Genomic DNA, 25,508 nt, shown 5'->3' on the forward strand with positions numbered 1-25,508 from the left:
GCTTAGAGGTCACCTCCTGCTGAGTTCTTAAGTGAACTGTTAAAGTTCGAACGAGTTTGGTGAATTGAGCGGCGGTTGAAAGCTGCCCAAAAACGTGACGCTTTCCGCGATCAATCATCCAGCGAGGTTTGAAGCGTAACAATTTGTTTTTACTTGTGTTTTATAACCACCAACAAGGAGAATGTCCTATTACGGAAGGAACGCCTCAAGGTGGAACATACAAAAATAAAAAACAACCCACAGGAGACTCAGTCTTAACGCGCGGCTTTAGGAGCCGCCACCTCGCATGCGGCCGCCCCAAACACTCAAAACAAGAAATAGCGTTGCGCCATCGGCAGGACGGTGGCCGGCTCGCAGGTCAGCAACTCGCCATCAGCCCGCACCTCATAGGTCTCCGGATCGACCTCGATGTGCGGCGTCAGGCTGTTGTGAATCATCGACGCCTTGGAAAGGCCGCCGCGGGTGTTCTTCACAGCGACAAGATTTTTAGCGACGCCGAGACGGCTCTTCAGACCCGCATCGAGCGACGCTTGCGAGACGAAGGTGACAGACGAACTGGTTCGCAGCTTGCCGTGGGCGGCAAACATCGGCCGGTAATGCATCGGCTGCGGCGTCGGGATCGAAGCATTCGGATCTCCCATGGGAGCCGCAGCAATCGAACCGCCGAGCAATACCATCTCAGGCTTGACGCCGAAGAAGGCAGGGTTCCACAGAACCAGATCGGCGCGCTTGCCGACTTCGATCGAGCCGATTTCGTGTGAAAGACCTTGCGCGATCGCCGGGTTGATCGTGTATTTCGCAATATAGCGGCGGACGCGGAAGTTGTCGTTCTCGCCCTTCTCTTCCTTCAGGCGGCCGCGCTGACGCTTCATCTTGTCGGCAGTCTGCCAAGTACGGATTGCTACCTCCCCGACACGACCCATGGCCTGGCTGTCGGACGAAATGATCGAGAAGGCGCCGATGTCATGCAGGATGTCTTCCGCCGCGATCGTCTCCTTGCGGATGCGGCTTTCGGCAAATGCGATGTCCTCGGGGATAGACGGTGACAGATGGTGGCAGACCATCAGCATGTCGAGATGCTCGGCGACGGTATTGACCGTGTAGGGCCGCGTCGGGTTGGTCGACGACGGGATGACGTTCGACTGACCGCAGATCTTGATAATGTCAGGAGCGTGGCCACCGCCCGCTCCTTCCGTGTGGAAGGCGTGGATGGTGCGGCCCTTAATGGCGCCGATCGTATCCTCGACAAAGCCGCTTTCATTCAGCGTGTCGGTGTGGATCATCACCTGGATGTCATAGTCGTCGGCGACCGAAAGGCAGCAGTCGACCGCAGCCGGCGTCGTGCCCCAGTCCTCGTGGAGCTTCAGCGACGATGCGCCCGCAAGCACCATCTCTTCGAGTGCGGCGGGCAGCGAGGCGTTTCCCTTGCCGGCAAGCGCAAGGTTCATCGGGAAGCCGTCGAAGCTCTCGATCATCCGCTCGATGTGCCAGGCACCGGTGCAGGTCGTGGCGAGCGTGCCATGCGCCGGGCCGGTGCCGCCGCCCAGCATGCAGGTTACGCCCGACATCAGCGCTTCCTCGATCTGCTGCGGGCAGATGTAGTGAATATGCGCATCCATACCGCCGGCAGTGATGATCTTGCCTTCGCCAGCGATCGCCTCGGTCGAGGGGCCGACGATGATGTTGACGCCGGGTTGCGTGTCCGGATTGCCGGCTTTGCCGATCGCCGCGATGCGGCCGTTCTTTAGGCCTATATCGGCCTTGACGACGCCCGTATGGTCGATGATGACGACATTGGTGATGACGGTATCGACAGCACCCTGCGCCCGCGTCGCCTGGCTCTGGCCCATGCCGTCGCGAATGACCTTGCCGCCGCCAAATTTCACCTCTTCGCCATATGTGGTGAAATCCTTCTCGATCTCGATGAAGAGCTCGGTATCGGCAAGGCGCACCTTGTCGCCGGTGGTCGGGCCGAACATGCCGGCATAGGCGGCGCGGGAAATCTTGTAGGGCATATGTCAGGCTCCTTGGGAGGAAGAAAGGGATGCGCTTGCCGGCAGCCGCGTGACGCGGCCAGCGGCGACATAACTATCGACAAGCTGCCGCTCGGCAGCAAAAGGATGCCATTCCCATCCCGCGTGGCCGAAGCCTGCGAGATCGATGGTCGCCTCGGGAAATCTGTTCATCACTTCTGATATCACGATCATGCCGCTGCTCGGCACGACGTAGGGCGCCGGGTGGTAGGCAGCCAGCGCCTCGTCCACCGCTTCATGAATCACTTTGTCAACGACCACATGCATCTTGCCAACATCAGCACAGAACGCATTGAATTGACTCGTGTAGTCGTCGCAGAAATCGTCGAGCTCGGGATGCGATACGGCCAGCGGCGCTCGCAGTTCCGCGAACTTTTGCGGATCGCGCACGCTCCAGATCGCCGCCGCCTCACGCACGGCTGGATGCTCCCGCCACGCCTCGGAAGCAAGCATTGCCTTGCCCGGCCGCCCGGTATTGCAGACGGCGACGACGTCGGTGCGCCCCGGGCTCGCTTCGTAGGAGCGGCATTCGTTAAAGCGGATAACGAACGCAGCATCCGCCACTGCGGCCGCCGCCTGTGCGCCGATCTCTCCGTTGCCGACGACCATGATCCTGCCAACCATGTCAGTTGCCCATCGTCTCTGCGAATTCCTTGAGCTGCTTGGTGCGCGCGTCCGTCAACTCTGCAATGCAGCCTGCTACGAGCATCGGCTCCATCGTGCCGCCACGCGCCTGAAAGCCTGCCGCCTCACACTCCGCATCACGGAAATTCACCCATGCGCGCTGCGCCTTCACCAGTGCCTCTTCGGCACCCCGCATATCCGCATCGAGATCCTTGTCGAGTGCTGCGAGAGCCGCGCGCGTGATCTTGTATTGTGCGTTCAGTGCCTTGTCGGCGGTCTGCTGGCGCGCCTGTTCACAAGCCGTCATGTCAGCTTGCGTGACCGGATTTTTGCAATCAAGATCCTCGGCGTTGGCGCCGAAGGCAAAGACCGTCGCAGCACCGGCGGCCAGAAGGTGCAGGCTCGCACGCATCATCTGCTCCCGGCCCACTCTAGAGCTTGCCCATGACCAGCTGGCGGAAACCGTAGACTTCGCGCTTGCCGGAGAGAGGGATGAGCGTCACCGAGCGCGTCTGACCGGGCTCGAAACGTACGGCCGTGCCGGCCGGGATATCGAGCCGCATGCCGTGTGCCTTCTCCCGATCGAAAGAGAGACCGGCATTCGTTTCCGCGAAATGATAGTGGCTGCCGACCTGCACGGGGCGATCGCCGGTGTTCGAGACCTCAAGCGTCACTGTCGGCGCGCCGACGTTCAGCTCGATGTCGCCGCTTGCGGCAATGATTTCTCCTGGGATCATGATCTTCTCCTCACGCAGCCTTGATGGGCCCGCAGCCCTCGGCTTTCAGAACGCGCTTTGTCGACGCCGGGTACTTGGCAAGCTTGGCAGCGGGGCGCGCCGGGCGGCGCACAAGTTCGCCGCCGCAATTCGGGCAGATGCCGCCGAGAACATCGGCAACGCAATCGGCGCAGAACGTGCATTCGAATGTGCAGATCATTGCCTCAGAACTGTCGGGCGGAAGATCCTTGTCGCAGCATTCGCAATTGGGGCGCAGCTCCAGCATGGGAACCTCAGCGGATCGGTTCGTGGACGGTGACGAGCTTGGTGCCATCAGGAAAGGTTGCCTCGACCTGGACGTCATGGATCATCTCCGCGATGCCTTCCATCACTTGGTCACGGCCGACGACATGAGCCCCCGCCTCCATCAGTTCGGCGACCGGACGCCCGTCACGCGCGCCTTCGACGACGAAATCGGTGATCAACGCGATCGCTTCGGGATGGTTGAGCTTGACGCCCCGTTCCAGCCGCCGCCGCGCGACCATCGCCGCCATCGAAATCAACAGCTTGTCTTTTTCTCTCGGTGTGAGGTTCATCATGCATCCATCTGCTTCAACTAGAGATTCCAGACTTTCGGCACCGGCGCTCCATCGCGCAAGGCCGAAATGATCGGGATGAGAATTTTTCTCAAGGCAAAACCATCGGGCGCTGAAAGGCGCACGACAAGCTTGCCGGCCCAGCTGCTGGCGCCGCCCATATGGCCCTCAAGCAGCGGGCGCACTGCACCGAGGTAGGCTTCGGCGCGCGGCCCGACATACAGCAGCGTTGCAAACGCGACCTTGCCTGACAGCACGGCATCGGCACCGGCGAACATTGCAACATTTCCCTGCAGCGCCAGGTCCTCGGCGTGGCAGAGCCGGCCTGCCTTGCGAATACGCCAGCGGTCGCGAAAGAGGCCGCTCTCCACCGCCTCCCCCATCGCCTTCCGGCCAAGCAGGATGGCCTCGACGGCCAGGAATTCGGCATCATCATCGAGATCAACGTCGAGCTTTCGAAACAGCGATGAACGATCGAACAGGATGGTTTCCTGCGGCAACCAGTCCACCCGGGCGTTTGCGCCCACGGTAATGCTGGTGTTGACCTCAGCCGTTCCTGCCGATGCCTTGTAGATCTTCTCGCAGGCCTGCGTGGTGACGTCGATGCGGGCGCCGGGACCAGCCGCAACGCTCCAGTTCATTCGGTCGCCGCCGGTGAGGCCGCCCGCGGTATTGATGATGACGGCTTCCATGGAGGAATCGAACGTATCCGGAAGCCGGATCTTGCCCGCTCCTTCCTGGTAGAGTTCCTGCAGGCGCGTACGCCCGTCGAGCATCCTCGCAGCCAGATGCCCGCGCCCCTCGGCTCTCTGCGGTCTCGTAGCTGCCCCCGCGTTCGTCATTCCGTCCCTTCCCAATGGACCGCCGGTTGACCCCGGCCGTTTTCATTGAAGTCACTAACTTGCAGAAAGCAAGCAATTCCCGTGCCGCTCCGACACACTCACCACGATCGGACCGGCGGCAACGAGATCCCTCAGAAACTGCCGAGGAAAACAGCATCTGCCCAACAGATTACCACTGGATCATACAGTCAAATGACGACGCGCTTCCGGCGTATCGAGCGTTTCCGCAAGCCCCTCGTGAACGATCTCGCCGCGATCCATGATGTAGACGTAGTCGGCAAGTTCGCGGCAGAAATCGAGATACTGTTCCACCAGCAGGATCGCCATCCCGGCACTGTCGCGCAGATACCGGATTGCCCGGCCGATATCCTTGATGATCGACGGCTGGATGCCCTCGGTCGGCTCGTCGAGCACGAGGATCTTCGGCCGCGTTACCATCGCCCGGCCGATCGCCAGCTGCTGCTGCTGTCCGCCGGAAAGGTCGCCGCCGCGACGTCCAAGCATGGTCTGCAGCACAGGAAACAGGCTGAAGATATCGTCGGGAATATTCTTGCTGCCCCGTGAAAGCGGCGCAAAGCCGGTCTCGAGATTTTCTTTTACCGTCAGCAACGGAAAGATCTCACGCCCCTGCGGCACATAGCCGATGCCCTGCTTGGCGCGCGCATAGGGCGGCAGGCCGTTGAGCCTGGTGTCGTTGAACGTCACCGTTCCCGCCGACAGCGGATGCTGGCCGGTAACGGCGCGGAGAAGAGAACTCTTGCCCACGCCGTTACGCCCCAGCACGCAAGTGATCTTGCCCATTTCCGCCTTGATGGAAATGCCGCGCAGCGCCTGAGCGGCGCCATAGTGAAGGTTTGCATTTTCGACTGTCAGCATCTCAGCGCCCCAGATAATTCTCGATCACCTTCGGATCGGAGCTCACAAAATCGATCGATCCTTCGGCCAGCACCGAACCTTCGGCAAGGCAGGTCACCTTGACGCCGAGATCGCGGATGAAGCCCATGTCATGCTCCACGACGACGACCGAGCGGGTCTTGGCGATCTCCTTGAGGAGGATCGCCGTTTCCGCGGTTTCGGCGTCCGTCATGCCGGCGACCGGCTCATCGATCAACAAAAGCTTCGGTTCCTGCGCCAGAAGCATGCCGATCTCCAGCCACTGCTTCTGGCCGTGCGAGAGGTTGGCGGCGAGTTCGTCGCGCCGATGCGTCAGCCGCACGGTCTCAAGGATCTCCTCGATGCGCGCCCTGTCTTCCGCGGAGAGCCGGTAGAACAGCGTCGAGAAGACATCGCGCTTGCGGTTCAAGGCGAGTTCGAGGTTGTCCCACACCGTGTGACTTTCGAAGACCGTCGGTTTCTGGAACTTGCGACCAATCCCGAGCTGCGCGATGTCTGCCTCGTCGAGTTTGGTGAGATCGGTCTGCCCGTTGAAGAACACCTCGCCTTCATCCGGTCGCGTCTTGCCGGTGATGATGTCCATCATCGTTGTCTTGCCGGCACCATTCGGGCCGATGATGGCCCGAAGTTCGCCGGGCTCGATGACGATCGAGAGCGAGTTCAGTGCCTTGAAGCCGTCGAAGGAAACCGAGACGTTGTTGAGATAGAGAACGCTGTTTGGTTTGACGTCAGGGATCATGATCGCTTACTCCGCCGGCTGGATTTTTGCATCGACACCCTCTTCCTGAAGCGCGGGCGGGATCGCCTCCGTCTTCGGCTTGCGGCGCGTGAAGTACTGGCCGATGGTCCCGACGATCCCCTTTGGCAGGAACAGCGTGACGAGCACGAAGAGACCGCCAAGCGCGAACAGCCAGAACTCGGGGAAAAGGCCCGTGAAGATCGTCTTGCCGCCGTTGACCAGAATGGCGCCGATGATCGGCCCGATCAGCGTCGAGCGTCCGCCGACTGCCGTCCAGATGACCACTTCGATCGAGTTGGCCGGCGCGAATTCGCCGGGGTTGATGATGCCGACCTGCGGCACGTAAAGCGCACCGGCAATGCCCGCCATCATCGCGGAGACGACAAAGGTGAAGAGCTTGAAGTGCTCGACGCGGTAGCCGAGGAAGCGCGTGCGGCTTTCCGCATCACGCACGCCGACCAGCACCTTGCCGAACTTCGAGCGGACGATGGCCGAGGCAATCATGAGCGACAGTGCAAGGAAGATGGCGGTCGCTGCAAACAGCGCAGCACGCGTGCCATCAGCCTGAACGTTGAAGCCGAGAATTTCCTTGAAGTCGGTCATGCCGTTGTTGCCGCCGAAGCCCATGTCGTTTCTGAAGAAGGCTAGCAGCAGCGCGTAGGTCATCGCCTGCGTGATGATCGACAGGTAGACGCCGTTGACGCGTGAGCGGAAGGCGAACCAGCCGAACACGAAGGCCAGCAGTCCCGGCACCAGCAGAACCATCAGCGCCGCGAACCAGAACTTGTCAAAGCCGTACCAGAACCACGGCAGTTCCTTCCAGTTCAGGAACACCATGAAATCCGGAAGGATCGGGTCTCCATAGACGCCGCGCGAGCCGATCTGTCGCATCAGATACATGCCCATCGCATAGCCGCCGAGCGCGAAAAAGGCGCCGTGGCCAAGTGAGAGAATGCCGCAGAAGCCCCAGACAAGGTCGAGCGCCAGCGCCAGCAGGGCGTAGGTGAGATACTTGCCGAATAGCGCCATGATATAGGTCGGGATATGCAGCGGATTGGTCGGCGCGGTCATCAGGTTGAGAACCGGCACCAGCACGGCGACTGCAAGCAGAATGACGATCGCAGCGACGATCTTATGGTCGAGAGACCGAAGCAGGAAGGCCGTAATCATGCTTCCACCGCCCTTCCTTTGAGTGCGAAGAGCCCACGCGGACGCTTCTGGATGAACAGAATGATGAGGACGAGCACCAGGATCTTGCCGAGCACGGCGCCGGCGAAGGGCTCGAGGAACTTGTTGAGGACACCGAGCGACAGCGCACCGACGAGCGTGCCCCAGAGATTGCCCACGCCACCGAAGACCACGACCATGAAGCTGTCGATGATGTAGCTCTGCCCGAGGTTAGGCGACACGTTGTCGATCTGGCTGAGCGCGACGCCCGCTATGCCGGCAATGCCGGAGCCGAGCGCGAAGGTGAATGCATCGACCCAGCCGGTGCGGATGCCCATCGACGAGGCCATGCGGCGGTTCTGCGTAACCGCGCGCATCTGCAGGCCGAAGGCCGAGCGCTTCAGGAGAACGAGCAGCGCGAAGAACACAGCCATCGAGAAAACGATGATCCAGAGGCGGTTCCAGGTGATCGAGAGCCCGCCCAGTTCAAATGCGCCGGACATCCAGCTTGGATTGCGCACCTCGCGATTCGTCGGGCCGAAGATCGTGCGAACCGCCTGCTGCAGGATCAGCGACGCGCCCCAGGTGGCGAGCAGCGTTTCGAGCGGCCGGCCATAGAGATAACGGATGACGACCCGCTCGATGACAAGACCGACAAAGCCGGTGAAGACGAAAGCCACCGGCACGGAGAAGGCCAGCGAATAGTTTCCGAGTTCGGGAAATGCGGAGCTGATGTACTCCTGCACGACGTACGTCGTGTAAGCGCCGATCATCACCATTTCGCCATGCGCCATGTTGATGACGCCCATGACGCCGAAGGTAATGGCAAGGCCGATCGCGGCCAGCAGCAGCACCGAGCCAAGCGACAGCCCGTACCAGATGTTCTGCCCGACATCCCAAAGCGCCAGGCTGCGGTTGATCGCGTTGACATGGGTCTGGATAGCACCCTTCAGTTCCTCAGGCGCGGTCGCCATCGCGGAATTCAGGATGGTCAGCGCATCGCGCCCGCCGCGCGCAGCGACCGTATCGATCGCGGCCTTCTTCTCTTCGGCGCTGACATCGCTCTTCAGCACCATGACAGCGCGCGCCGCTTCCATCGCATTTTTGACCTCGGCGTCGTTTTCTTCAGCCAGCGCCGACGTGAGGAGGTCAAGATTTGCCGGATCGGCGTCCTTGAGCAGTCCTTGGGCTGCCGCAAGCCGCGCGCCCCGATCCGCGCTCAGGAGCGTCAGCTGGCTGGTGGCGGTGGCAATCACCGTACGCAGCGAGTTGTTGATCTTGACCTTGGACATATAGTCCGGATCGACGTCGGAAACGACCGCGCCTGATATCGGGTCGGCATAGGTCGGCTCATCCTCGGTGCCGCCCTGCACCAGCACAGGACCGCCGGTCTCGGAATTCACGTAAAGCTGACCATCGCTCAGCAACTGCAGGATCTCGCCGACACGCGGGTCCTTGGAGGCGACCAGTGCCTTGATCGCGGCTTCGCGCTCAGGGAAATCGCCGACGCCAAGCGCATCGATAAGGGGGTGAATGTCTTGCTGTGCCTTGAGCGCGGTCGCAAAAGCCGGCATGGCCAGGCATAGGGTCAAAAGCAAAATCTTGATGGCGCGATACATCGGCTCTCTTGCCTCGGTTATCGTTGGCCTTCCGGCGCAATCGGGAAAAATAAGCCCTTAAATCGGCATCGATCCACCATGGAACCGCCGCCGTCCGAAGCATCAAGGCTGCGCTCCGGAGATGGACCTTCCGCCCGGACAGGAGAGACCGGGCGGAAGTCTTCAGGCGTCAGAGTGACGGGGTGGTTCGCACTCAGGAGCCCTTGCCGCCGCACTTGCCCGAGGCAACGTTGAAGTTGCCGCAGTTCATGGGCTTGCGCCAATCGGAGATCAGGTCCTTGGAGTCCGGCAGGAAGTCGGACCATTCGTCGCCAACGACCGCCGGGGTCTGCTGAACGATTTCGAACTGGCCGTTCGCCTGGATTTCACCGATCAGAACCGGCTTGGTGATGTGGTGGTTCGGCATGACGGTCGCATAGCCGCCCGACAGGTTCGGAACCGTGGTGCCGATGATCGTGTCGAGAACCTTGTCCGTGTCGGTCGTGCCGGCAGCCTGAACAGCCTTAACCCATGCGTTGAAGCCGATATAGGCAGCTTCCATCGGGTCGTTGGTCACGCGCTTGTCGTTCTTGGTGAACTCGTGCCACTGCTTGATGAACTTCTTGTTCGCCGGGCTTTCGACCGACTCGAAGTAGTTCCAGGCAGCGAGGTGACCGACGAGCGGCTTGGTGTCGAGACCGGCAAGCTCTTCTTCACCGACCGAGAAGGCGACGACGGGAATGTCGGTTGCCTTGACGCCCTGGTTGCCGAGTTCCTTGTAGAACGGAACGTTGGCGTCACCGTTGATGGTCGAGACCACCGCCGTCTTCTTGCCGGCCGCGCCGAATTCCTTGATCTTCTTCACTTCCGTCTGCCAGTCGGAGAAGCCGAACGGCGTGTAGTTGATGATGATGTCTTCCTTCGGAATGCCCTTCGAGACGAGATAGGCTTCCAGGATCTTGTTGGTGGTGCGCGGATAGACGTAGTCGGTGCCTTCGAGAACGAAGCGCTTAACGCCTTCCTTTTCCATCAGGTAGTCGACGGCCGGAATCGCCTGCTGGTTCGGAGCGGCACCCGTGTAGAAGATGTTGCGCGAGGACTCTTCGCCTTCATACTGAACCGGGTAGAAGAGGATCGAGTTGAGCTCTTCGAAGACCGGCAGGACCGACTTGCGCGACGAGGACGTCCAGCAACCGAAGACGGCGGCGACCTTGTCCTTTTCGATCAGCTCGCGTGCCTTTTCGGCAAACAGCGGCCAGTCGGAGGCCGGGTCGACGACGACAGCTTCGAGCTTCTTGCCGAGAAGGCCGCCCTTCTTGTTCTGCTCGTCGATGAGCATCAGCATGGCGTCTTTCAGCGTCGTTTCGGAGATCGCCATCGTGCCGGACAGCGAGTGCAGAACGCCGACCTTGATGGTGTCGTCAGCCGCAACGGCTCCGTGGAATGCGGCCGTGGCCGACATGACGGCGCCGAGTGCGGCGCCCGTGATATAGGACTTGAGATTCATCTGGTTGATCCCCTCTTCTTGTTAGACAACAGGCCGAAAACGGAAGTTAACTGTTGCTTAAAGGACTATCCGGTGCTGCACTGCGAAAGCGTATACGTGATATGACGTAGGTGACGGGGCGAAATGTGCAGTTCTGTGCTGCGCCGCACTCTTAAGCCTCGCGTGGTTCCATGTTACGAACGCATGACAAGGGGAACAAAGGGGCTGGCACTAACGCATGGCAGCGCGGCAACGCATCATTCCGGTCAGGCGCGAATACAATCGCTGGGTGGCGAACCAGACGCTGGAGGACTATGCGCTGCGGTTCACCGCCAAGAGCGCCCGGCAGTTCTCCTCGCAGCGCATCTCGCAGACGGCAATCGGTGCCATCTCCTTCCTGGCGCTGGAAGCGATCGGTGGCGCCATCACGCTCTCCTACGGCACGACCAACGCCTTCTACGCCATCATCGTCGCCTCGATCGCCATGCTCGCCATCGGCCTGCCGATCAGCCGCTACGCGATCCGCCACGGCGTCGATATCGACCTGCTGACCCGCGGTGCGAGCTTCGGCTATATCGGCTCCACGGTCACGTCCCTGATCTATGCCAGTTTCACCTTCATGCTGTTTGCGATCGAAGCCTCGATCATGTCCGGCGCGCTGGAGCTGACGCTCGGCATCCCTCTGTGGATCGGCTACATCATCAGCGCCGTCATGGTCATTCCGCTGGTGACGCACGGCGTCCGGCTGATCAGCCGATTCCAGTTGCTGACCCAGCCTTTCTGGATCGTCCTCAATGTCCTGCCCTTCCTCTTCATCGCCGTGATGGACTGGGAGAAATTCGATCTGTGGCGCGCCTTTGCCGGCATTCGCCATGCTTCGGGGCCGCCGGGCACGGTCGCACCTTTCGATCTCGTCGAATTCGGCGCCGCCTCAGCCGTCATATTGGCGCTGATGTCGCAGATCGGCGAACAGGCCGACTTTCTGCGCTTTCTACCCCCGGAGAAGCAGACGAAATGGCGCCACCGCCTCGCGGTCTTCCTCGCCGGCCCAGGCTGGGTGATCATCGGGGCGCCGAAGCTGCTAGCCGGCTCCTTCCTCGTCGTGCTGACGTTCGCGTCCGGCGTGCCGGTTGATCGTGCCGCCGATCCCGCCCAGATGTATCTGACCGCCTTTGGATACATGATCCCCTGGCACAACGCCGCCCTGCTGCTGATGGCTGCCTTCGTGGTCGTATCGCAGTTGAAGATCAATGTGATGAACGCCTATGCAGGCTCGCTCGCCTGGTCGAACTTCTTCTCCCGCCTCACTCATAGCCATCCCGGCCGCGTCATCTGGCTCGTCTTCAACGTGGCGATCGCCCTTCTGCTGATGGAACTTGGCATCTATAGGCTGCTCGAGGAAACGCTCGGCATCTTCTCGATCATCGCCATGGCCTGGCTCTGCACGATCTCGGCGGACCTCTTCATCAACAAGCCGCTCGGCCTTGCGCCTCCCGGCATTGAGTTCAAGCGCGCTCACCTCTACGACATCAACCCCGTCGGCCTCGGCGCCATGACGCTATCGGCCGGCATCGCGCTGGTCGCGCATTTCGGCGTCTTCGGCTCCATCGCAGCCTCCCTCGCGCCTTACATCACGCTTGTTGTCGCGCTGATCGCCTCGCCGCTGATCGCCTGGAGTACGAAGGGCAGGTTCTATCTCGCTCGCAAGCCGCGCCACAGCTGGAAGAACCTTACCAACATCACCTGTTCCGTCTGCGAGCATCCATTCGAGCCTGAAGATATGGCCTGGTGCCCGGCCTATGCGGCACCGATCTGCTCGCTCTGCTGTTCGCTCGACAGCCGCTGCCACGACATGTGCAAGCCGAAGGCGCGCTTCAACGCACAGGTTGGCACGGTCGCCAAGGCAGTACTGCCGGGGAGCGTCGTTGAGAAGCTGACCACACGCCTCGGTCGCTATGGCATCGCCGTCGTGCTCGCCCTGACGGCCGTCGGAACCATCCTCGCGATGATCGCCCATCAGGTTTCCTCGGCGTCACCCGAAACCGCCGACGTCGTCAACGGAACGATCCTGGTAGTCTTCTTCGTCTTCGCGGTGATTGCGGGAGTCGTCTGCTGGTTTTACGTGCTCGCGCATGACAGCCGGGTCGTTGCCGAGGAAGAATCCTCTCGCCAGAATACGCTGCTGCTGAAGGAAATCGCCGCGCACAAGAAGACCGACGCCGCCCTTCAGACCGCCAAGGAAACAGCTGAAGCCGCCAACCGTGCGAAGAGCCGTTATGTCGTCGGCCTTAGTCACGAATTGCGCACGCCGCTGAACGCCGTGCTCGGCTACGCGCAGATTCTCGAACGCGACGAAACCATTCCCACTCCACGACAGTCGTCGATCAAGGTCATCCGCCGCAGCGCCGAGCATCTCTCCGGTCTTATCGACGGTCTCCTCGATATCTCCAAGATCGAAGCCGGGCGCCTGCAGGTCTATTCCAACGAGATCAACATTCAGGATTTCCTGGATCAAATCGTCGACATGTTCCGCCCTCAGGCCCAGGCCAAGGGATTGACGTTCCATCACGACCGCTCACCCGCCCTGCCCCACTTCGTACGCACCGACGAGAAGCGGTTGCGCCAGATCCTCGTCAATCTGCTCTCCAACGCCATCAAGTTCACTGACGAAGGCAGGGTCACCTTCGACGTTGGCTATCGCAGCCAGGTCGCCACCTTCACGGTCAGCGACACCGGTCGCGGCATTGCCGAGAAGGACTTGAGCCGTATCTACGAGCCGTTCCAGCGTGGCGAAGCCGACAGCGTCCGGCCGATGCCGGGCCTTGGCCTCGGTCTGACGATCACGCAGCTTTTGACCAACACGCTGGGCGGCGAAATCTCGGTGAGCAGCGAGAAGGATCGCGGAACGGTCTTCCGCGTTCGCCTCATGCTTTCCGCCGTGCCTCGCGAAATGACGGTCCCGCCACAGGAGAAGAAGATCGTCAGCTACGACGGTCCTCGGCGCACGATCGTCGTCGTGGACGACAATGAGGACCACCGCGAGATGATGCGCGAGGTGCTCGCCCCACTTGATTTCGTCGTGCTGACGGCGGCAAGCGGAGCCGATTGCCTGACTTTGATCGAAGGCATCCAGCCCGATCTCTTCCTGGTCGATATCTCGATGCCGGGCATGAATGGCTGGCAACTCGTTTCGCGCCTGCGCGCGAACGGCCAGACTGCCCCGATCGTCATGCTGTCCGCCAATATCGGCGACGCCGCCGCACACCGCGATAGCGATGACAGCCACAATGATGCCATCGGCAAGCCTGTCGACATCAAGCAACTGCGTGACAAGCTTGCGCTCCATCTGGGTTTGAGGTGGATCTATGCGGAGGCGATCCCGCCCGCCCCCGCCAAGCACGACCGGCCGCTGGTCAGTCCAGGACACTCCCATGTTCAGGAATTGTTGCGGCTCGCCGAAATCGGCTACATCAGAGGCATCGAGGCAAAGCTCGGCGACCTTGCCAAGGTAGAAGCAAATCAGCCATTTACAGAAGAACTTCGCTCCTATGCGGCCTCCTTCGATCTGAACGGCCTCATGAATTTCCTGCACCGTTTTGACGAGAAGGTAGAAACCCTTGGCTGAGCTCCCGCGCGACATTGTTCTGCTGGTGGATGACTCGCCGGAGGCTTTGGGGTTCCTGACCGATGCTCTGGAGCAGTCCGGATTCTCGGTCCTGATCGCCACGTCAGGCTCGGCTGCCCTGAATATTGTGGAGCGCATTACGCCCGATCTCATTCTGCTGGATGCGGTCATGCCCTCCATGGACGGCTTTGAGACTTGTAGGAGACTCAAAGCCAACCCGGCAATCAGCCAGATACCGGTCATCTTCATGACCGGCCTGACAGAAACCGAGCATGTCGTTCGTGCACTCGAATCCGGAGGCGTCGACTACCTGACGAAACCGATCAATATCGACGAGCTGCGAGCGCGGATCGGCGTCCATCTGCGCAACGCCCGTTCCACACAGAGCGCGCGCGTTGCGCTGGACGCTGCCGGCCGACATTTGCTCGCCGTCAAGGGCGACGGCGATATTCATTGGTCGACGCCACAGGCAACACGCCTCGCCAACGCTGCGATGAACCGAGATGATGCCATGGACACGGTGGTCGGCAGGATTGCAGAGTGGATGAAGACCCGCCCGGCCTCGGCGCGCGAGGGCGCGATCTCGCTTTCGCATGCCGGCAAGGACGTGCTTCAGCTGGCCTTCCTGGGCGCGATCGGTCCGGATGAATATCTGTTTCGCCTGACGGCAAACAACGCGCGGGCCGACGACGAGGTGCTGCGCCGGCATTTCTCGCTGACACAGAGGGAATCCGAAGTGTTGTTATGGATTGCCAAAGGCAAGGCCAACCGCGATATCGGCGAGATTCTCGGCCTGTCGGCGCGCACCGTGAACAAGCATCTCGAACAGATCTATGTGAAGCTCGGCGTCGAAAACCGTGCCTCGGCGGCGGTCAAGGCCGCTCATGTCTTGCATGAGACGTGAACGATCTAGAGTCGGAGAGCGCAGCATTGATCCGTAGGGCGACAAATCAGAATATTGCCCGGATCGTCGAAATCCGCGCCGGGGTATCGGAGAACATCCTGTCCGATCCCTCCAAGGTTACCCTGGACGATATCAATTGGTTCATTGCCAATCCCGGCATCTTTGTCGGGGAAGAAAATGGCAAAGTCGCCGGCTTCTCGGCGGCGGACACCCGCGACGGCTTCATCTGGGCATTGTTCGTGGACGAGCAGTACAGCGGTCGCGGGATCGGGCGTGCCCTGCTTGAACGCGCGTGTCAAACGTTGAAATCCGCCGGCTTCGAGCGGATTCGCTTGACGACGGATCCCGCGACGAGAGCCGAAAGGCTTTACCGACGCGCCGGCTGGCGCCTGATCGGCCATCGAGACGGCGAGCTACTCTTCGAACTCAGCCTCTAGCAAAACTCTCGCGGAGGAAGAGGCAGATCAAACAACGCGGTCGGGCGGCGACCGCCCCTCGAAGAAGGCAGTGACGTTGTCCACCACCTTTATCCCCATGGCCGTGCGGGTTTCCTCGGTCGCGCTGCCGAGATGCGGCAGCAGAACAACATTCTCCATGACTTTCAGCGCATCCGGTACGTGCGGCTCGGCCGCATATACGTCGAGCCCGGCACCACGAATGACGCCGTCCTTCAGGGCGGCGATCAAAGCCACCTCGTCAACGACATCGCCGCGTGCAGTATTGATCAGGAAGGCGCCGGGCTTCATTGCCGCAAGTCGACCCACATTCATCAGGTGTCGGTTTACCGCACCACCTGGGCAATGCAGGGACACGAAGTCGGATAGCGCCAATACCTCCTCAATCGTCGGCAATTGCCGTGCCCCGTAGCGCGCCGCTTCCGACGGATCGACCGGTGATCTGTTGTAGAAAACCACGTCCATGCCAAAACCGAAATGGCAACGTTGTGCGAACGCCCTGCCGATGCGCCCGAAGCCGATGATGCCGACGGTTTTGCCGGTGACCTTCGTCCCGATCATGTGCGTCGGGCACCACCCGGCCCACTCGCCGGAGCGGACCTGACGCTCGCCCTCGCCGCCGCGCCGGGCCACTGTCAGTAGCAGCAGCATGGCGATGTCAGCCGTGCAATCGGTCAGCACGTCGGGCGTATTCGTCACGACGATCCCGCGGCCCTTGGCGGCATTGGTGTCGATATGATTGTAGCCGACCCCGAAATTGCCGAGTATGCGCGTGCGCGGCGTCACGACATCGAAAACGGCTGCGGGCAACTTGTCGGAGACCGTCGGCAAGATGGCATCGTACTCATCCATCGCTTGGCGCAATGCCTCCACGCTCATCGCTTCATCGCGCAGGTTCAATGTTACATCGAACCGTTCCGAAAGGATGCGTTCGACGGCTGACGGCCAGCGGCGCGTAACGAGAATGCGTGGTTTGGACATGGTGACCTGTTCCGAATGCTGGTTGGCTTTCTAGCCAGTAGCCCAAAAAGCCCGATGGGCCAAACAGAAGAAGCCCGGTCTTGCGACCGGGCTTCCAAATTTCGCACAAGCGGGGGATGAACCCTTACTTGGCTTCCTGCGGGAAGTAGCTGTACTTGCCGTCTGGACCCTTCTTCCACTCGTACATGATGTAGCCGGGAAGCTTCGGGTCGCCCTTTTCGTCGAATGACATGTCGCCGAGAACGGTCGGGAACGGGCCCTTTGCCTTCATTGCAGCAGCAACGGCTTCAGCGTCGTTGGAACCGGCAGCCTTTGCACCGCCAGCGATCGACTGCAGCGCAGCGTAGGAGTAGAGCGTGTAAGCCTCCGGGTTGAAGCCGGCAGCCTTGAACTTCGCAACGAGGTCCTTGTTGGCCGGGTTCAGCGTCGGATCGGGGCCGAAGGTGTTCAGCGTACCGGCAACTGCGTCGCCAGCGATCGATGCCAGTTCGTTCGAAACGATACCGTCACCGGAAACCAGCGTAGCTTTGAGGCCCTGGTCGGCAGCCTGACGGATGATCAGACCAGCTTCGGTGTGGAGGCCACCCCAGTAGATGATCGTGACGCCGGCTTCCTTCATCTTGGCGATGAGAGCCGAGAAGTCCTTGTCGCCAACGTTGATGCCTTCGTAGAGGGCTTCCGTCGTGCCAGCAGCGTTCAGAGCCTTCTTGGTTTCGTCAGCGAGACCCTGGCCGTAAGGCGTCTTGTCGTGAACGACAGCGATCTTGGCGTCCTTGAAGTGGTCAGCAAGATACTTGCCGGCGATTGCACCCTGCTGGTCGTCACGGCCGCAAGTACGGAATGTGTTCCAGAGGCCGCGCTCGGTGAACTTCGGGTTCGTAGCGGCCGGGGTGATTTCGAGCATGCCGTTTTCAGCGTAGACTTCGGAAGCCGGGATCGAAACGCCCGAGTTGAAGTGGCCGATTACGAACTTGACGCCGTCAGCAGCGAACTTATTCGCAACCGAGATGCCCTGCTTCGGGTCGGAAACGTCGTCGCCGAGCACGATCTTGACCTGCTCGCCGTTGATGCCACCAGCGGCGTTGATGTCAGCGGCCGCCTGCTCTGCGCCCTTCTGGAGCTGAGCGCCGAACGCAGCGTTCGGGCCAGTCAGCGGACCAGCAACGCCAACGATGATGTCGGCCCATGCGTTGCCGCTGAAGGCGACCATCGCCGTCAGTGCCACAGCCGACAGGAGAGACTTTTTCATTCTGTTACTCCCAATTTTTTAGCGGGTTCCGTTCCACTACCCAGCGCATTACCCACTTTACTGCGCCAGGAAACTTGTTCCACTCCGAGGGGCATCTGTCCCTAGATTCAACCGGCTGTCAATGTTTTGCCTTCCAAGAGAAGGGGGACGTCTTTTCGTATAGCCAGTAGTAGTTGTTGACCATCTGATTGGTCCGGCGATAGCGATAGCCGGCCGTCGAGAAGATCAGAAGCAAGACCAGGTCGATTACATAGTAAAAGAGGCTGAGAACCGGTCCATCGAACAGTGCGTGATGCAGGAATTGCATCGCACCAGCAAGCAGAACCGTATAGGCGATTACCAGAGGATAGTTGCTCCAGCTCTCGGCCGCGGCTCTGCCGGCCCTCCATGCCGTCCAGAATCCAATCAGCACGACAACCAAGCGAATGGCGCTGCGCACGCCCGTATCGCTCTCAAAGAAAAGTCCCTGCATATCAAAGTCTCCCCTTCGTCATGCTCAATGACGTCCGCCTTCAAGATAAGCGGCACGCACTTCCGGATTCGCGAGAAGTTCCATACCGGAACCGCTCATGGTGACCTTGCCGTTGACCATGACATAGGCACGGTCCGACAAGCGCAGAGCTGCGAAGGCGTTCTGCTCTACGAGGAAGACGGTCAGCCCTTCTTCCTTGTTGAGTTTCTTGATCGCCTCGAAAATGCCCTTAACGATCAGCGGTGCCAGACCAAGCGAGGGCTCGTCGAGTAGCAGCAGCTTCGGACGCGCCATAAGCGCGCGACCGATCGACAGCATCTGCTGTTCGCCGCCCGAGAGCGTACCGCCGCGTTGACCCTGGCGCTCCTTGAGGCGCGGGAACATCGCAAAGACCTTCTCGACGTCCTCGTTGAAATATTTCAGGTTGTCGAGGCCCGCGCCCATCTGGAGATTTTCCATGACGGTCATGCGCGGGAAGATACGGCGTCCTTCAGGCGACTGCGCGATGCGAAGGCGGGCGATCTCATGCGTCGGCAGACGCGTGATATCTTGGCCATCGAAAACCACCGAGCCCTTGCGCGCCTGCGGACTTCCGCAAATCGTCATCATCAGCGTCGACTTGCCGGCGCCGTTGGCACCGATCAGGCTGACGATCTCGCCGCGATGGACCTCGATATCGATTCCGGCCAGGGCCCGGATGTTGCCATAGTAGGTTTCAACGCCCTGAACGTTCAGAAGTGGCTGGCCAGTCATTAGTGCGAGCCTCCTTCGAGGTTCTCTACGGCTGCAATCACTTCTTCCACTTCCTCGTCCTCGACACCGAGATAGGCCGCGATAACCCGCGGGTCCTGCTTCACTTCATCAGGCGTGCCATCGGAAATCTTCTGACCATATTCCAGCACGACGACATGGTCGGAAATTTCCATGACCACCGACATATCGTGCTCAATCAGCAGGATCGACGTGCCGCTTTCGCTGCGAATGCTGCGCAGCAGCGCGTTCAGCGCGGCCGACTCGCGGGGATTGAGGCCAGCAGCAGGCTCGTCCAGGCACAGAAGTTCCGGCTCCGTACACATGGCGCGCGCGATCTCAAGCCGGCGCTGTGCGCCATAAGGCAGATCACCAGCCGGGTCATCGGCGCGATCAATCAGATCAGCCTTCTCTAGCCAGTGGCGTGCCAGTTCAACGGCATTCTTCGCCTCTGCCCGATACGGCCCGATGCCCACGAGACCCATCACGGTGAACCCGGACGCCTTCATCAGCTTGTTGTGCTGGGCGACGAGCAGGTTTTCGAGAACCGTCAGGCCGGAAAACAGCCGGATGTTCTGGAACGTGCGGGCAACCTTGGCTTCCTTGGTGATCCGGAAGTCCGGAAGGCGCTCCAGCAAGAACTCCTTGCCGTCCTTCTGCTTCAGCGTGATCATGCCCATCGTCGGCTTATAGAAGCCGGTGATGCAGTTGAAGACCGTCGTCTTGCCGGCGCCGTTCGGGCCGATGAGTGCGGTAATGTCGCCACGCTTGGCTTCAAATGAGAAGTCGTTGATCGCCATCAGGCCACCGAACTTCATCGACAGATGCTCGACCTTCAGCAAAGTATCGCTGGTCATGTTTGTTTCCTGAGGGCTCATCAACCGTGGCCCTCCTTGGTAAAGCTGCCGGAAACTGCCTTGCGCTCCTTGAGGAAGGCTGTCGGTTCACGCGACCCCACGAAGCCGCGCGGCTTGATCAGCATCACGACGACCATCGCCAGGCCGAACAGCAGCATGCGGTAAAGCTCAGGCGTGAAGTCCGGTCCGAAAATCATCTTCAGGAAGGCCATCTCACGCAGCATTTCCGTGCCGCCAACCATGACGATCGCAGCGATCGCGATACCGGTCAGCGAGCCCATGCCGCCGAGAACGACGATGGCGAGGATAACAGCCGATTCCAGGAAGACGAACGATTCCGGGGAAACGAAGCCCTGACGAGCGGCAAAGAAGGAGCCTGCGAAACCACCGAACATAGCGCCCGTCGCAAAGGCCGTGAGTTTCGTCGTCACCGTATTGATCCCGAGCGAGCGGCAGGCAATTTCGTCTTCGCGCATGGCCTCCCATGCACGGCCGATCGGCATCCGGCGCAGGCGGATCGTCACATAGGCGGTCAACATGCAGAGGGCAAGGATCAGGTAGAAAAGGAAGATCTTGTAGTACGCCGACGACATCGGCAGGTGGAACAGCTTCGCAAAGCCACCGGCGCTCGCATCGAACGGGATGCCGAAAAGCGTCGCCTTCGGAATGCCCGAGATACCGAACGTGCCTTTGGTGAGATCCGTCCAGTTGATGATGACCAGGCGAATGATTTCACCGAAGGCCAGCGTGACAATCGCGAGGTAGTCGCCGCGCAGTCGCAGGACCGGGAAGCCCAGAATCACACCCCACAGCGCTGCCAGAATACCGGACAGAGGCAGGAGCACCCAGAACGACAGGCCGAAATAGCTGGACAGGAGCGCGTAAGAGTAGGCGCCGATCGCGTAGAACGCCACGTAGCCAAGATCGAGCAAGCCAGCGAGGCCAACGACGATGTTCAGCCCCCAGGCCAGCATCACGTAGATCAGAATCTGGATACCGAAGTTATCCACCCACTTCAGCGAACCCTGCGGACCCGCGACGGCGTAGATGAACACCGGATAGAGCAGCAGTGCGACGAGCGCGATCTTCAAGAAATGTGTGTGGAAAAAGCCCTTTTCGGCCGAGATATCCAGCTCGCCACTACGCGCCTTCGCCAACTTGCGTGCATCAAGGTGCGGCCGCAGGAAGACGACGGTCAGGAAGCGACCGACGGCTGCAATCGCTACGAATATAGCCAGGAGGCCCCAGCGCTGAACAATGATGAGTTCGTTGCTGATATTCTGATCGGTCTTCAGGCCAACGTACAGCACGAACATGCCGAACGCGATCAGGGCAGCAAACAGAGCTTCTTTAATACCCGTCTGAACAAGTCCGGCTTTGGCGGGCTTGTCAGCGGAACGTACAACATTTTCCATGACGTTAAACCTTCTCGACTTCCGGCCGGCCCAGGATACCTGTCGGCTTGAAGATCAGCACGAAAGCGAGGATGGCGAATGTCGCCACATCCTTGTACGCGATGGTGAAGTAAGCCGACCACAACGACTCGATCAAACCGATCATCAGCCCACCCAGGACAGCGCCTGGAAGCGAACCGATGCCGCCGAGAACGGCCGCGGTGAACGCCTTCACACCCGGTACGAAGCCGTCGTTGAAGTTCACGACACCATAATACATCAGATACATGGTACCTGCGACAGCAGCCAGCGCCGCGCCCATGATGAAGGTGATGGAAATCGTCTGATCGACATTGACGCCCAGCAGCGCCGCCATCTTGCGGTCCTGCTCAGTTGCACGCTGAGCGCGCCCAAGCGACGTATGATTGACGAGGTACCAGAACACCGTCAGCAGCACCACCGTGATAAGGATGATGACGATCTGCTTCAGCGAGATGGAGATGCCGGCGACGTTGTATACAGTGCTGACCAGCGGCGGGATCGGCTTGTTGCGCGGCCCCTGGGTCACCTGGATGAAGTTCGACAGCGTGATCGACATGCCGATCGCAGTGATCAGCGGCGCCAGGCGGAACGATCCGCGTAGCGGACGATAAGCAACACGCTCGATCGTCCAGTTCCACAAGCTCGTCATCAACATTGCGATAAGGAGCATAACCAGCAGCAAAACTGCAACCGGAAGACCCGCAAACATGGAGGTGAGGACGAGAAAAACGATGAGGCCGGCGAAACCGCCAAGCATGAAAATATCGCCATGGGCGAAGTTGATCATGCCGATAATGCCGTAAACCATCGTATAGCCAATAGCCACAAGGCCATAGATGGATCCAAGAGTCAGCCCATTAACGAGCTGCTGGACAAAATATTCCATATACCATTTCCCCTGGATGCAAGCCGGTTTAGCCAACATCTCTTGTTATTAGAGCTTTTGATGCGCCCTTGATTAAGGATTTCATACCGCTTTCAAACCAAAAGGGAAGCGCAAAATCGCAAAGCTCCAAAGTTCTTTGCCGTTTTGGTGAAAATGACTTTTTTGCGACTAACAATTCGCTTTTTTTAACATGTGAAGCCCCAGAAAGCGCTTTTTGACTTTAGAATGGTGCAAACTGCAACACCATCCCGCTTTCGGACAATGCCGCGGCACGGGGCAGGCTGGATTCTGTCCCAGAAACTGTCGCTTGAATTTGGCAAGTTTCACTTGGCCGAGGGAATTGCTTATATAAAGGTGAAACGCTTCAGGTGAGCGCAACAAAAAGATCCGGAAGGCGAGCAATGCTCGAAACATTTGAGCGCGCCGCTCTCGAAGCGGGCAAAGCGATTATGAAGGTCTATCGGGAGGGATGCCCGACCGCCAGGAAAGCAGACAACAGCCCGGTCACCATCGCCGACGAGCGCGCCGAGCGCATTATCATTGCACAGCTTAAAGCCGCGTTCCCCGATACGCCGATTATCGCGGAAGAATCAGTGGCAGCAGGAAACGTGCCTGCGATCGGCAGATCCTTCTTCCTTGTGGATCCGCTCGACGGCACACGGGAATTCGTCGAGCGACGACGCGAGTTCACCGTGAACATTGCCTATATCAGCGGGGGACGCCCTCTCGCAGGGATCGTTTATGCCCCCGCCCTCGGCGTCGCCTTCGCTGGCGAGGACAGCAAGGCCGAGAAACTCCTTGTCGACGACCGTTTTCAGGTGACACGGCGGACGCCCATCCAGGTGCGTCCGCAACCGGCCGACCGGACGGCTTTGGCAAGCCGATCCCACAACAGCCCCCAGACAGATGTTTTTCTCGCCGCAAACGCGATCTCCCACTGCACCAACATCGGCTCCTCGCTGAAATTCTGCATGCTGGCTGAAGGCCTGGCCGACGTTTATCCGCGCTTCACGCGGACAATGGAGTGGGATACAGCCGCGGGGGATGCCGTGCTGCGCGCTGCGGGCGGCTCCACCGTAACGCTGGACGGGTTGCCGCTGACCTACGGCAAGACGTCTCAAATGCATGACAGCGACTTCGCCAACCCGAACTTCATTTCCTGGGGCGGCGCCAGATCCGCTTTGGAGCGGGCATAACCTCGTCGGAAAAACACGCAAAATCAGCGGGATGCGGCTTTCGCTGTCCACGTCTCATAGGGCGGCTTTTCTCTTGGCTCGGCTCTGCCCACAGGCGCTGGCAATCGCTTGCTTATCCCGGAGACCGGCTTTTATCTCCTGCAATTGACGGCAAGCACCCTCTCCTCCTCCGGGCACGAAACTGCGATCGAGGTAAATGGTACGACGGAACTCGCCTCTCTCGTCGGTTCCGCGTCGACCAGCGCAGCACGCGATATTGCCTGCACCGTGGCCGCATTGAACGAGGGAGACTGGCTGGCGCTCCTGCATCACGGAAGCGCACAATATGAGTTTGGAGCCGCAGAGACCGGGCTTTCGGCAATAATGCTCTAGATCGGTTCGATAAACGCCTAGAGCAGCCGATAGCGAAGTGCGCGAGCGATTGCCTGCATGCGGTTAACAGAGTCGAGCTTTCGCATCGCGCTCTTCAGGTAGCCGATGACCGTATGTGCGGAGAGATCGAGAATAATCGCGATCTCTTCACTGCTCTTTCCGGCGGCCGACCAACGCAGGCACTCGATTTCCCGGCTGCTGAGGTTCTCCATCGGTTGCTCAACAGGGTTCTGCTGCGCAAACAGCTCCAGAAACTCCATCGCCCGGAAAACCTGCTGCATTGCCTCTTCGCGAGCGAGACGCACGCGCTCACCCGAGAATGCGAATATGAAGTGCCGCAAATACATGTCATGCAAGGCAAAGGCAAATGTGTCCTTGAGGCCATGGCCCCTGAAGTGCGCCGTCAGCCGGTCGTTTCCCTGGTTTGCAGCCGCGCTTTCGAATGGCGCCTTGTCACAGAAGACAGGCATCGCTGTCGTCTTGAGAGCCGAGACCAGCTTGCTGCAATAGAAGAGGTCAACCTCCTCATAGAGATCAATGAGCTCTTGCGGCCAGTTGCTAGCGAGATAGTTGCTGGCGAAGCCACTGCGGTCCCCGCGCGGAAACTCCGCAAACAAGTAGTGGTTGAATCCCGCCTCGACTGCCATCTCAGCCACGCAATCGTTGAATCGTTCCGAGGACATTTTCTGCGCGGACGCGATCCGCGAAAAAACAGCATCCCCCACGCCGTCGCGGACGGCGCGTTCTTGCTTCTTCATTTTCCTGTCCCTCGGCGGCTAGCTTCGCCTCAGCTTCTTCATTTCGTCGACCAGAATGGCCACGCGCCGCAGAGGAAAAGCAAAGGCACGTATCAAAAGGACACGAAGCAAACCTTAGTTATTCCGGGCACCACGAAAACAACGGAGACGCGGTCTTGCACTAACAACTACGTTGCGGCGCTTATAAATTGACGTTCGTCAATTGCCCACTAGCCATTGCGCATGGCTCCTATGCGCTCATCACAAATTTACGCAGGGGAAGGCTACGAGGGCGCGCAAATTGCTTCCAGGAAGTCGACGCCTAAACTTCTTATCAAAGTGTTACTATGCGCTTAGGCAATTCTTAAATGTGACAAGCTAGAGTGACGGCCGTGGTCTTGAGTTGTGTAGAGAGTCCAATGACCGAAATGATACGTCCCCGAGTAAAATATGTCATCGGCCCCGATGGCAGCCCGCTGACGATTGCGGATTTGCCACCGCCGAATACCAGGCGCTGGGTTATCCGTCGCAAAGCAGAGGTTGTAGCGGCGGTTCGCGGTGGCCTGTTGAGCTTGGAAGAAGCGTGCGAGCGTTACACGCTGACTGTCGAAGAGTTCTTGTCCTGGCAGTCTTCCATTAACAGCCATGGCCTTGCCGGTTTGCGCACCACGCGTATTCAGCAGTATCGCCACTGACACGCCCATCCTGGGCAACGATTTTCAGATTCGGGCCGCTTGCATGTCCTGAGGGGGATATACAGACGGCCCGCAATCATTAACGCAGCCTGCAGACGCCCTGCTTTTATGCTGCGACAAGCCTCACCACGAGTTCCCTGCTCCATAGACCACTCGGCAGGAAAATCGGTCGGTGAGCCGGAATTGCTGCCGGCCTCG

At 59.8% G+C, this 25,508-nt stretch carries 25 protein-coding genes and 1 pseudogene; 6 read left to right on the forward strand and 20 right to left on the reverse strand.

All coding sequences use genetic code 11. From position 1 onward, the window contains the following. Positions 1-305 precede the first annotated feature (305 nt). The 12 genes and pseudogenes from ureC to urtA all read right to left on the reverse strand — a co-directional run bounded on the left by ureC (position 306) and on the right by urtA (position 10,716). Positions 306-2,015 carry an urease subunit alpha gene (ureC, locus tag AF71_RS24265; RefSeq protein ID WP_169683556.1) on the reverse strand — a complete coding sequence of 570 codons (1,710 nt, stop codon included), beginning with the start codon at positions 2,013-2,015 and terminating at the stop codon, positions 306-308. 3 nt (positions 2,016-2,018) lie between these two features. Continuing rightward, positions 2,019-2,642 carry a hypothetical protein gene (locus tag AF71_RS24270; RefSeq protein WP_026371926.1) on the reverse strand — a complete coding sequence of 208 codons (624 nt, stop codon included), beginning with the start codon at positions 2,640-2,642 and terminating at the stop codon, positions 2,019-2,021. 16 nt (positions 2,643-2,658) lie between these two features. Next, positions 2,659-3,069 (reverse strand): lysozyme inhibitor LprI family protein, encoded by a 411-nt coding sequence (locus AF71_RS24275; protein WP_169683558.1) that lies wholly within the window; start codon positions 3,067-3,069, stop codon positions 2,659-2,661. Between the two features lie 19 nt (positions 3,070-3,088). Then, positions 3,089-3,394: an urease subunit beta gene (locus AF71_RS24280; RefSeq protein ID WP_018858233.1), complete on the reverse strand. Its 306-nt coding sequence runs from the start codon at positions 3,392-3,394 to the stop codon at positions 3,089-3,091. 10 nt (positions 3,395-3,404) lie between these two features. Continuing rightward, a complete protein-coding gene (locus AF71_RS24285) occupies positions 3,405-3,659 on the reverse strand; it encodes a DUF1272 domain-containing protein (RefSeq protein ID WP_018858232.1) in 255 nt (84 codons plus the stop codon). A gap of 7 nt (positions 3,660-3,666) precedes the next feature. Beyond that, positions 3,667-3,969, reverse strand: coding sequence for an urease subunit gamma (locus tag AF71_RS24290; protein WP_018858231.1), 303 nt, complete (start codon positions 3,967-3,969; stop codon positions 3,667-3,669). Positions 3,970-3,989: 20 nt separating this feature from the next. Next, positions 3,990-4,811: an urease accessory protein UreD gene (locus tag AF71_RS24295; protein WP_169683560.1), complete on the reverse strand. Its 822-nt coding sequence runs from the start codon at positions 4,809-4,811 to the stop codon at positions 3,990-3,992. Positions 4,812-4,991: 180 nt separating this feature from the next. Next, positions 4,992-5,687 (reverse strand): urea ABC transporter ATP-binding subunit UrtE, encoded by a 696-nt coding sequence (gene urtE, locus AF71_RS24300; protein WP_018858229.1) that lies wholly within the window; start codon positions 5,685-5,687, stop codon positions 4,992-4,994. A gap of 1 nt (position 5,688) precedes the next feature. After that, complete coding sequence (gene urtD / locus AF71_RS24305; protein WP_169683562.1) at positions 5,689-6,444, reverse strand: urea ABC transporter ATP-binding protein UrtD; 756 nt, start codon at positions 6,442-6,444, stop codon at positions 5,689-5,691. 105 nt (positions 6,445-6,549) lie between these two features. Next, a pseudogene (urtC, locus tag AF71_RS24310) lies at positions 6,550-7,614 on the reverse strand (urea ABC transporter permease subunit UrtC); the annotation flags it as partial. Next, positions 7,611-9,230 (reverse strand): urea ABC transporter permease subunit UrtB, encoded by a 1,620-nt coding sequence (gene urtB / locus AF71_RS24315; RefSeq protein ID WP_169683564.1) that lies wholly within the window; start codon positions 9,228-9,230, stop codon positions 7,611-7,613. The gene urtB and the pseudogene urtC, both read right to left, overlap by 4 nt. A gap of 193 nt (positions 9,231-9,423) precedes the next feature. Further along, on the reverse strand, positions 9,424-10,716 hold the full coding sequence (gene urtA / locus AF71_RS24320; protein ID WP_018858225.1) for an urea ABC transporter substrate-binding protein: 1,293 nt from the start codon (positions 10,714-10,716) through the stop codon (positions 9,424-9,426). A gap of 217 nt (positions 10,717-10,933) precedes the next feature. Here urtA and AF71_RS24325 point away from each other — a divergent pair, with 217 nt between their 5' ends. From AF71_RS24325 to AF71_RS24335, 3 genes are read left to right on the forward strand one after another with little or no spacing between them, the layout of a single operon-like run. Beyond that, positions 10,934-14,320, forward strand: a complete 3,387-nt coding sequence (locus tag AF71_RS24325) for an ATP-binding protein (protein ID WP_169683566.1) — start codon at positions 10,934-10,936, stop codon at positions 14,318-14,320. Then, complete coding sequence (locus AF71_RS24330) at positions 14,313-15,224, forward strand: response regulator (RefSeq protein ID WP_018858223.1); 912 nt, start codon at positions 14,313-14,315, stop codon at positions 15,222-15,224. Before AF71_RS24325 ends, AF71_RS24330 begins: the two co-directional genes overlap by 8 nt. A gap of 26 nt (positions 15,225-15,250) precedes the next feature. After that, on the forward strand, positions 15,251-15,661 hold the full coding sequence (locus AF71_RS24335) for a GNAT family N-acetyltransferase (RefSeq protein WP_169683568.1): 411 nt from the start codon (positions 15,251-15,253) through the stop codon (positions 15,659-15,661). Positions 15,662-15,688: 27 nt separating this feature from the next. Here the strand turns inward: AF71_RS24335 and AF71_RS24340 are convergent, their stop codons facing one another. The 7 genes from AF71_RS24340 to AF71_RS24370 all read right to left on the reverse strand — a co-directional run bounded on the left by AF71_RS24340 (position 15,689) and on the right by AF71_RS24370 (position 22,310). After that, complete coding sequence (locus tag AF71_RS24340; protein WP_018858221.1) at positions 15,689-16,660, reverse strand: D-glycerate dehydrogenase; 972 nt, start codon at positions 16,658-16,660, stop codon at positions 15,689-15,691. A gap of 124 nt (positions 16,661-16,784) precedes the next feature. Beyond that, positions 16,785-17,909, reverse strand: a complete 1,125-nt coding sequence (locus tag AF71_RS24345; RefSeq protein ID WP_018858220.1) for a branched-chain amino acid ABC transporter substrate-binding protein — start codon at positions 17,907-17,909, stop codon at positions 16,785-16,787. Positions 17,910-18,027: 118 nt separating this feature from the next. Then, on the reverse strand, positions 18,028-18,381 hold the full coding sequence (locus AF71_RS24350; RefSeq protein WP_018858219.1) for a DUF6867 family protein: 354 nt from the start codon (positions 18,379-18,381) through the stop codon (positions 18,028-18,030). Between the two features lie 24 nt (positions 18,382-18,405). Next, on the reverse strand, positions 18,406-19,134 hold the full coding sequence (locus AF71_RS24355) for an ATP-binding cassette domain-containing protein (RefSeq protein ID WP_018858218.1): 729 nt from the start codon (positions 19,132-19,134) through the stop codon (positions 18,406-18,408). Then, complete coding sequence (locus AF71_RS24360) at positions 19,134-20,009, reverse strand: ABC transporter ATP-binding protein (protein WP_026371924.1); 876 nt, start codon at positions 20,007-20,009, stop codon at positions 19,134-19,136. The genes AF71_RS24355 and AF71_RS24360 overlap by 1 nt, the downstream gene beginning before the upstream one ends. Continuing rightward, positions 20,009-21,403 carry a high-affinity branched-chain amino acid ABC transporter permease LivM gene (gene livM, locus AF71_RS24365; RefSeq protein ID WP_018858216.1) on the reverse strand — a complete coding sequence of 465 codons (1,395 nt, stop codon included), beginning with the start codon at positions 21,401-21,403 and terminating at the stop codon, positions 20,009-20,011. The genes AF71_RS24360 and livM overlap by 1 nt, the downstream gene beginning before the upstream one ends. A gap of 4 nt (positions 21,404-21,407) precedes the next feature. Next, a complete protein-coding gene (locus AF71_RS24370) occupies positions 21,408-22,310 on the reverse strand; it encodes a branched-chain amino acid ABC transporter permease (RefSeq protein WP_018858215.1) in 903 nt (300 codons plus the stop codon). A gap of 401 nt (positions 22,311-22,711) precedes the next feature. Here AF71_RS24370 and cysQ point away from each other — a divergent pair, with 401 nt between their 5' ends. Both cysQ and AF71_RS24380 read left to right on the forward strand, forming a co-directional pair. Then, positions 22,712-23,506, forward strand: a complete 795-nt coding sequence (cysQ, locus tag AF71_RS24375; protein WP_169683570.1) for a 3'(2'),5'-bisphosphate nucleotidase CysQ — start codon at positions 22,712-22,714, stop codon at positions 23,504-23,506. Positions 23,507-23,614: 108 nt separating this feature from the next. After that, on the forward strand, positions 23,615-23,878 hold the full coding sequence (locus tag AF71_RS24380) for a hypothetical protein (protein WP_018858213.1): 264 nt from the start codon (positions 23,615-23,617) through the stop codon (positions 23,876-23,878). Positions 23,879-23,895: 17 nt separating this feature from the next. Here AF71_RS24380 and AF71_RS24385 read toward each other — a convergent pair whose 3' ends face one another. Next, the gene (locus AF71_RS24385; RefSeq protein WP_113470936.1) at positions 23,896-24,636 is read right to left on the reverse strand and encodes a LuxR C-terminal-related transcriptional regulator; all 741 of its coding nucleotides are present in this window, start codon (positions 24,634-24,636) and stop codon (positions 23,896-23,898) included. A 398-nt stretch (positions 24,637-25,034) separates the two neighbouring features. On the opposite strand from AF71_RS24385, the gene AF71_RS24390 reads away from it, so the two are divergent. Then, positions 25,035-25,310 (forward strand): DUF1153 domain-containing protein, encoded by a 276-nt coding sequence (locus AF71_RS24390; RefSeq protein WP_007533628.1) that lies wholly within the window; start codon positions 25,035-25,037, stop codon positions 25,308-25,310. The last annotated feature ends 198 nt before the right edge of the window (positions 25,311-25,508 follow it).

This window comes from Rhizobium sp. 57MFTsu3.2 (assembly GCF_012932765.1).
Classification (GTDB): Bacteria; Pseudomonadota; Alphaproteobacteria; order Rhizobiales; family Rhizobiaceae; genus Rhizobium; species Rhizobium altiplani.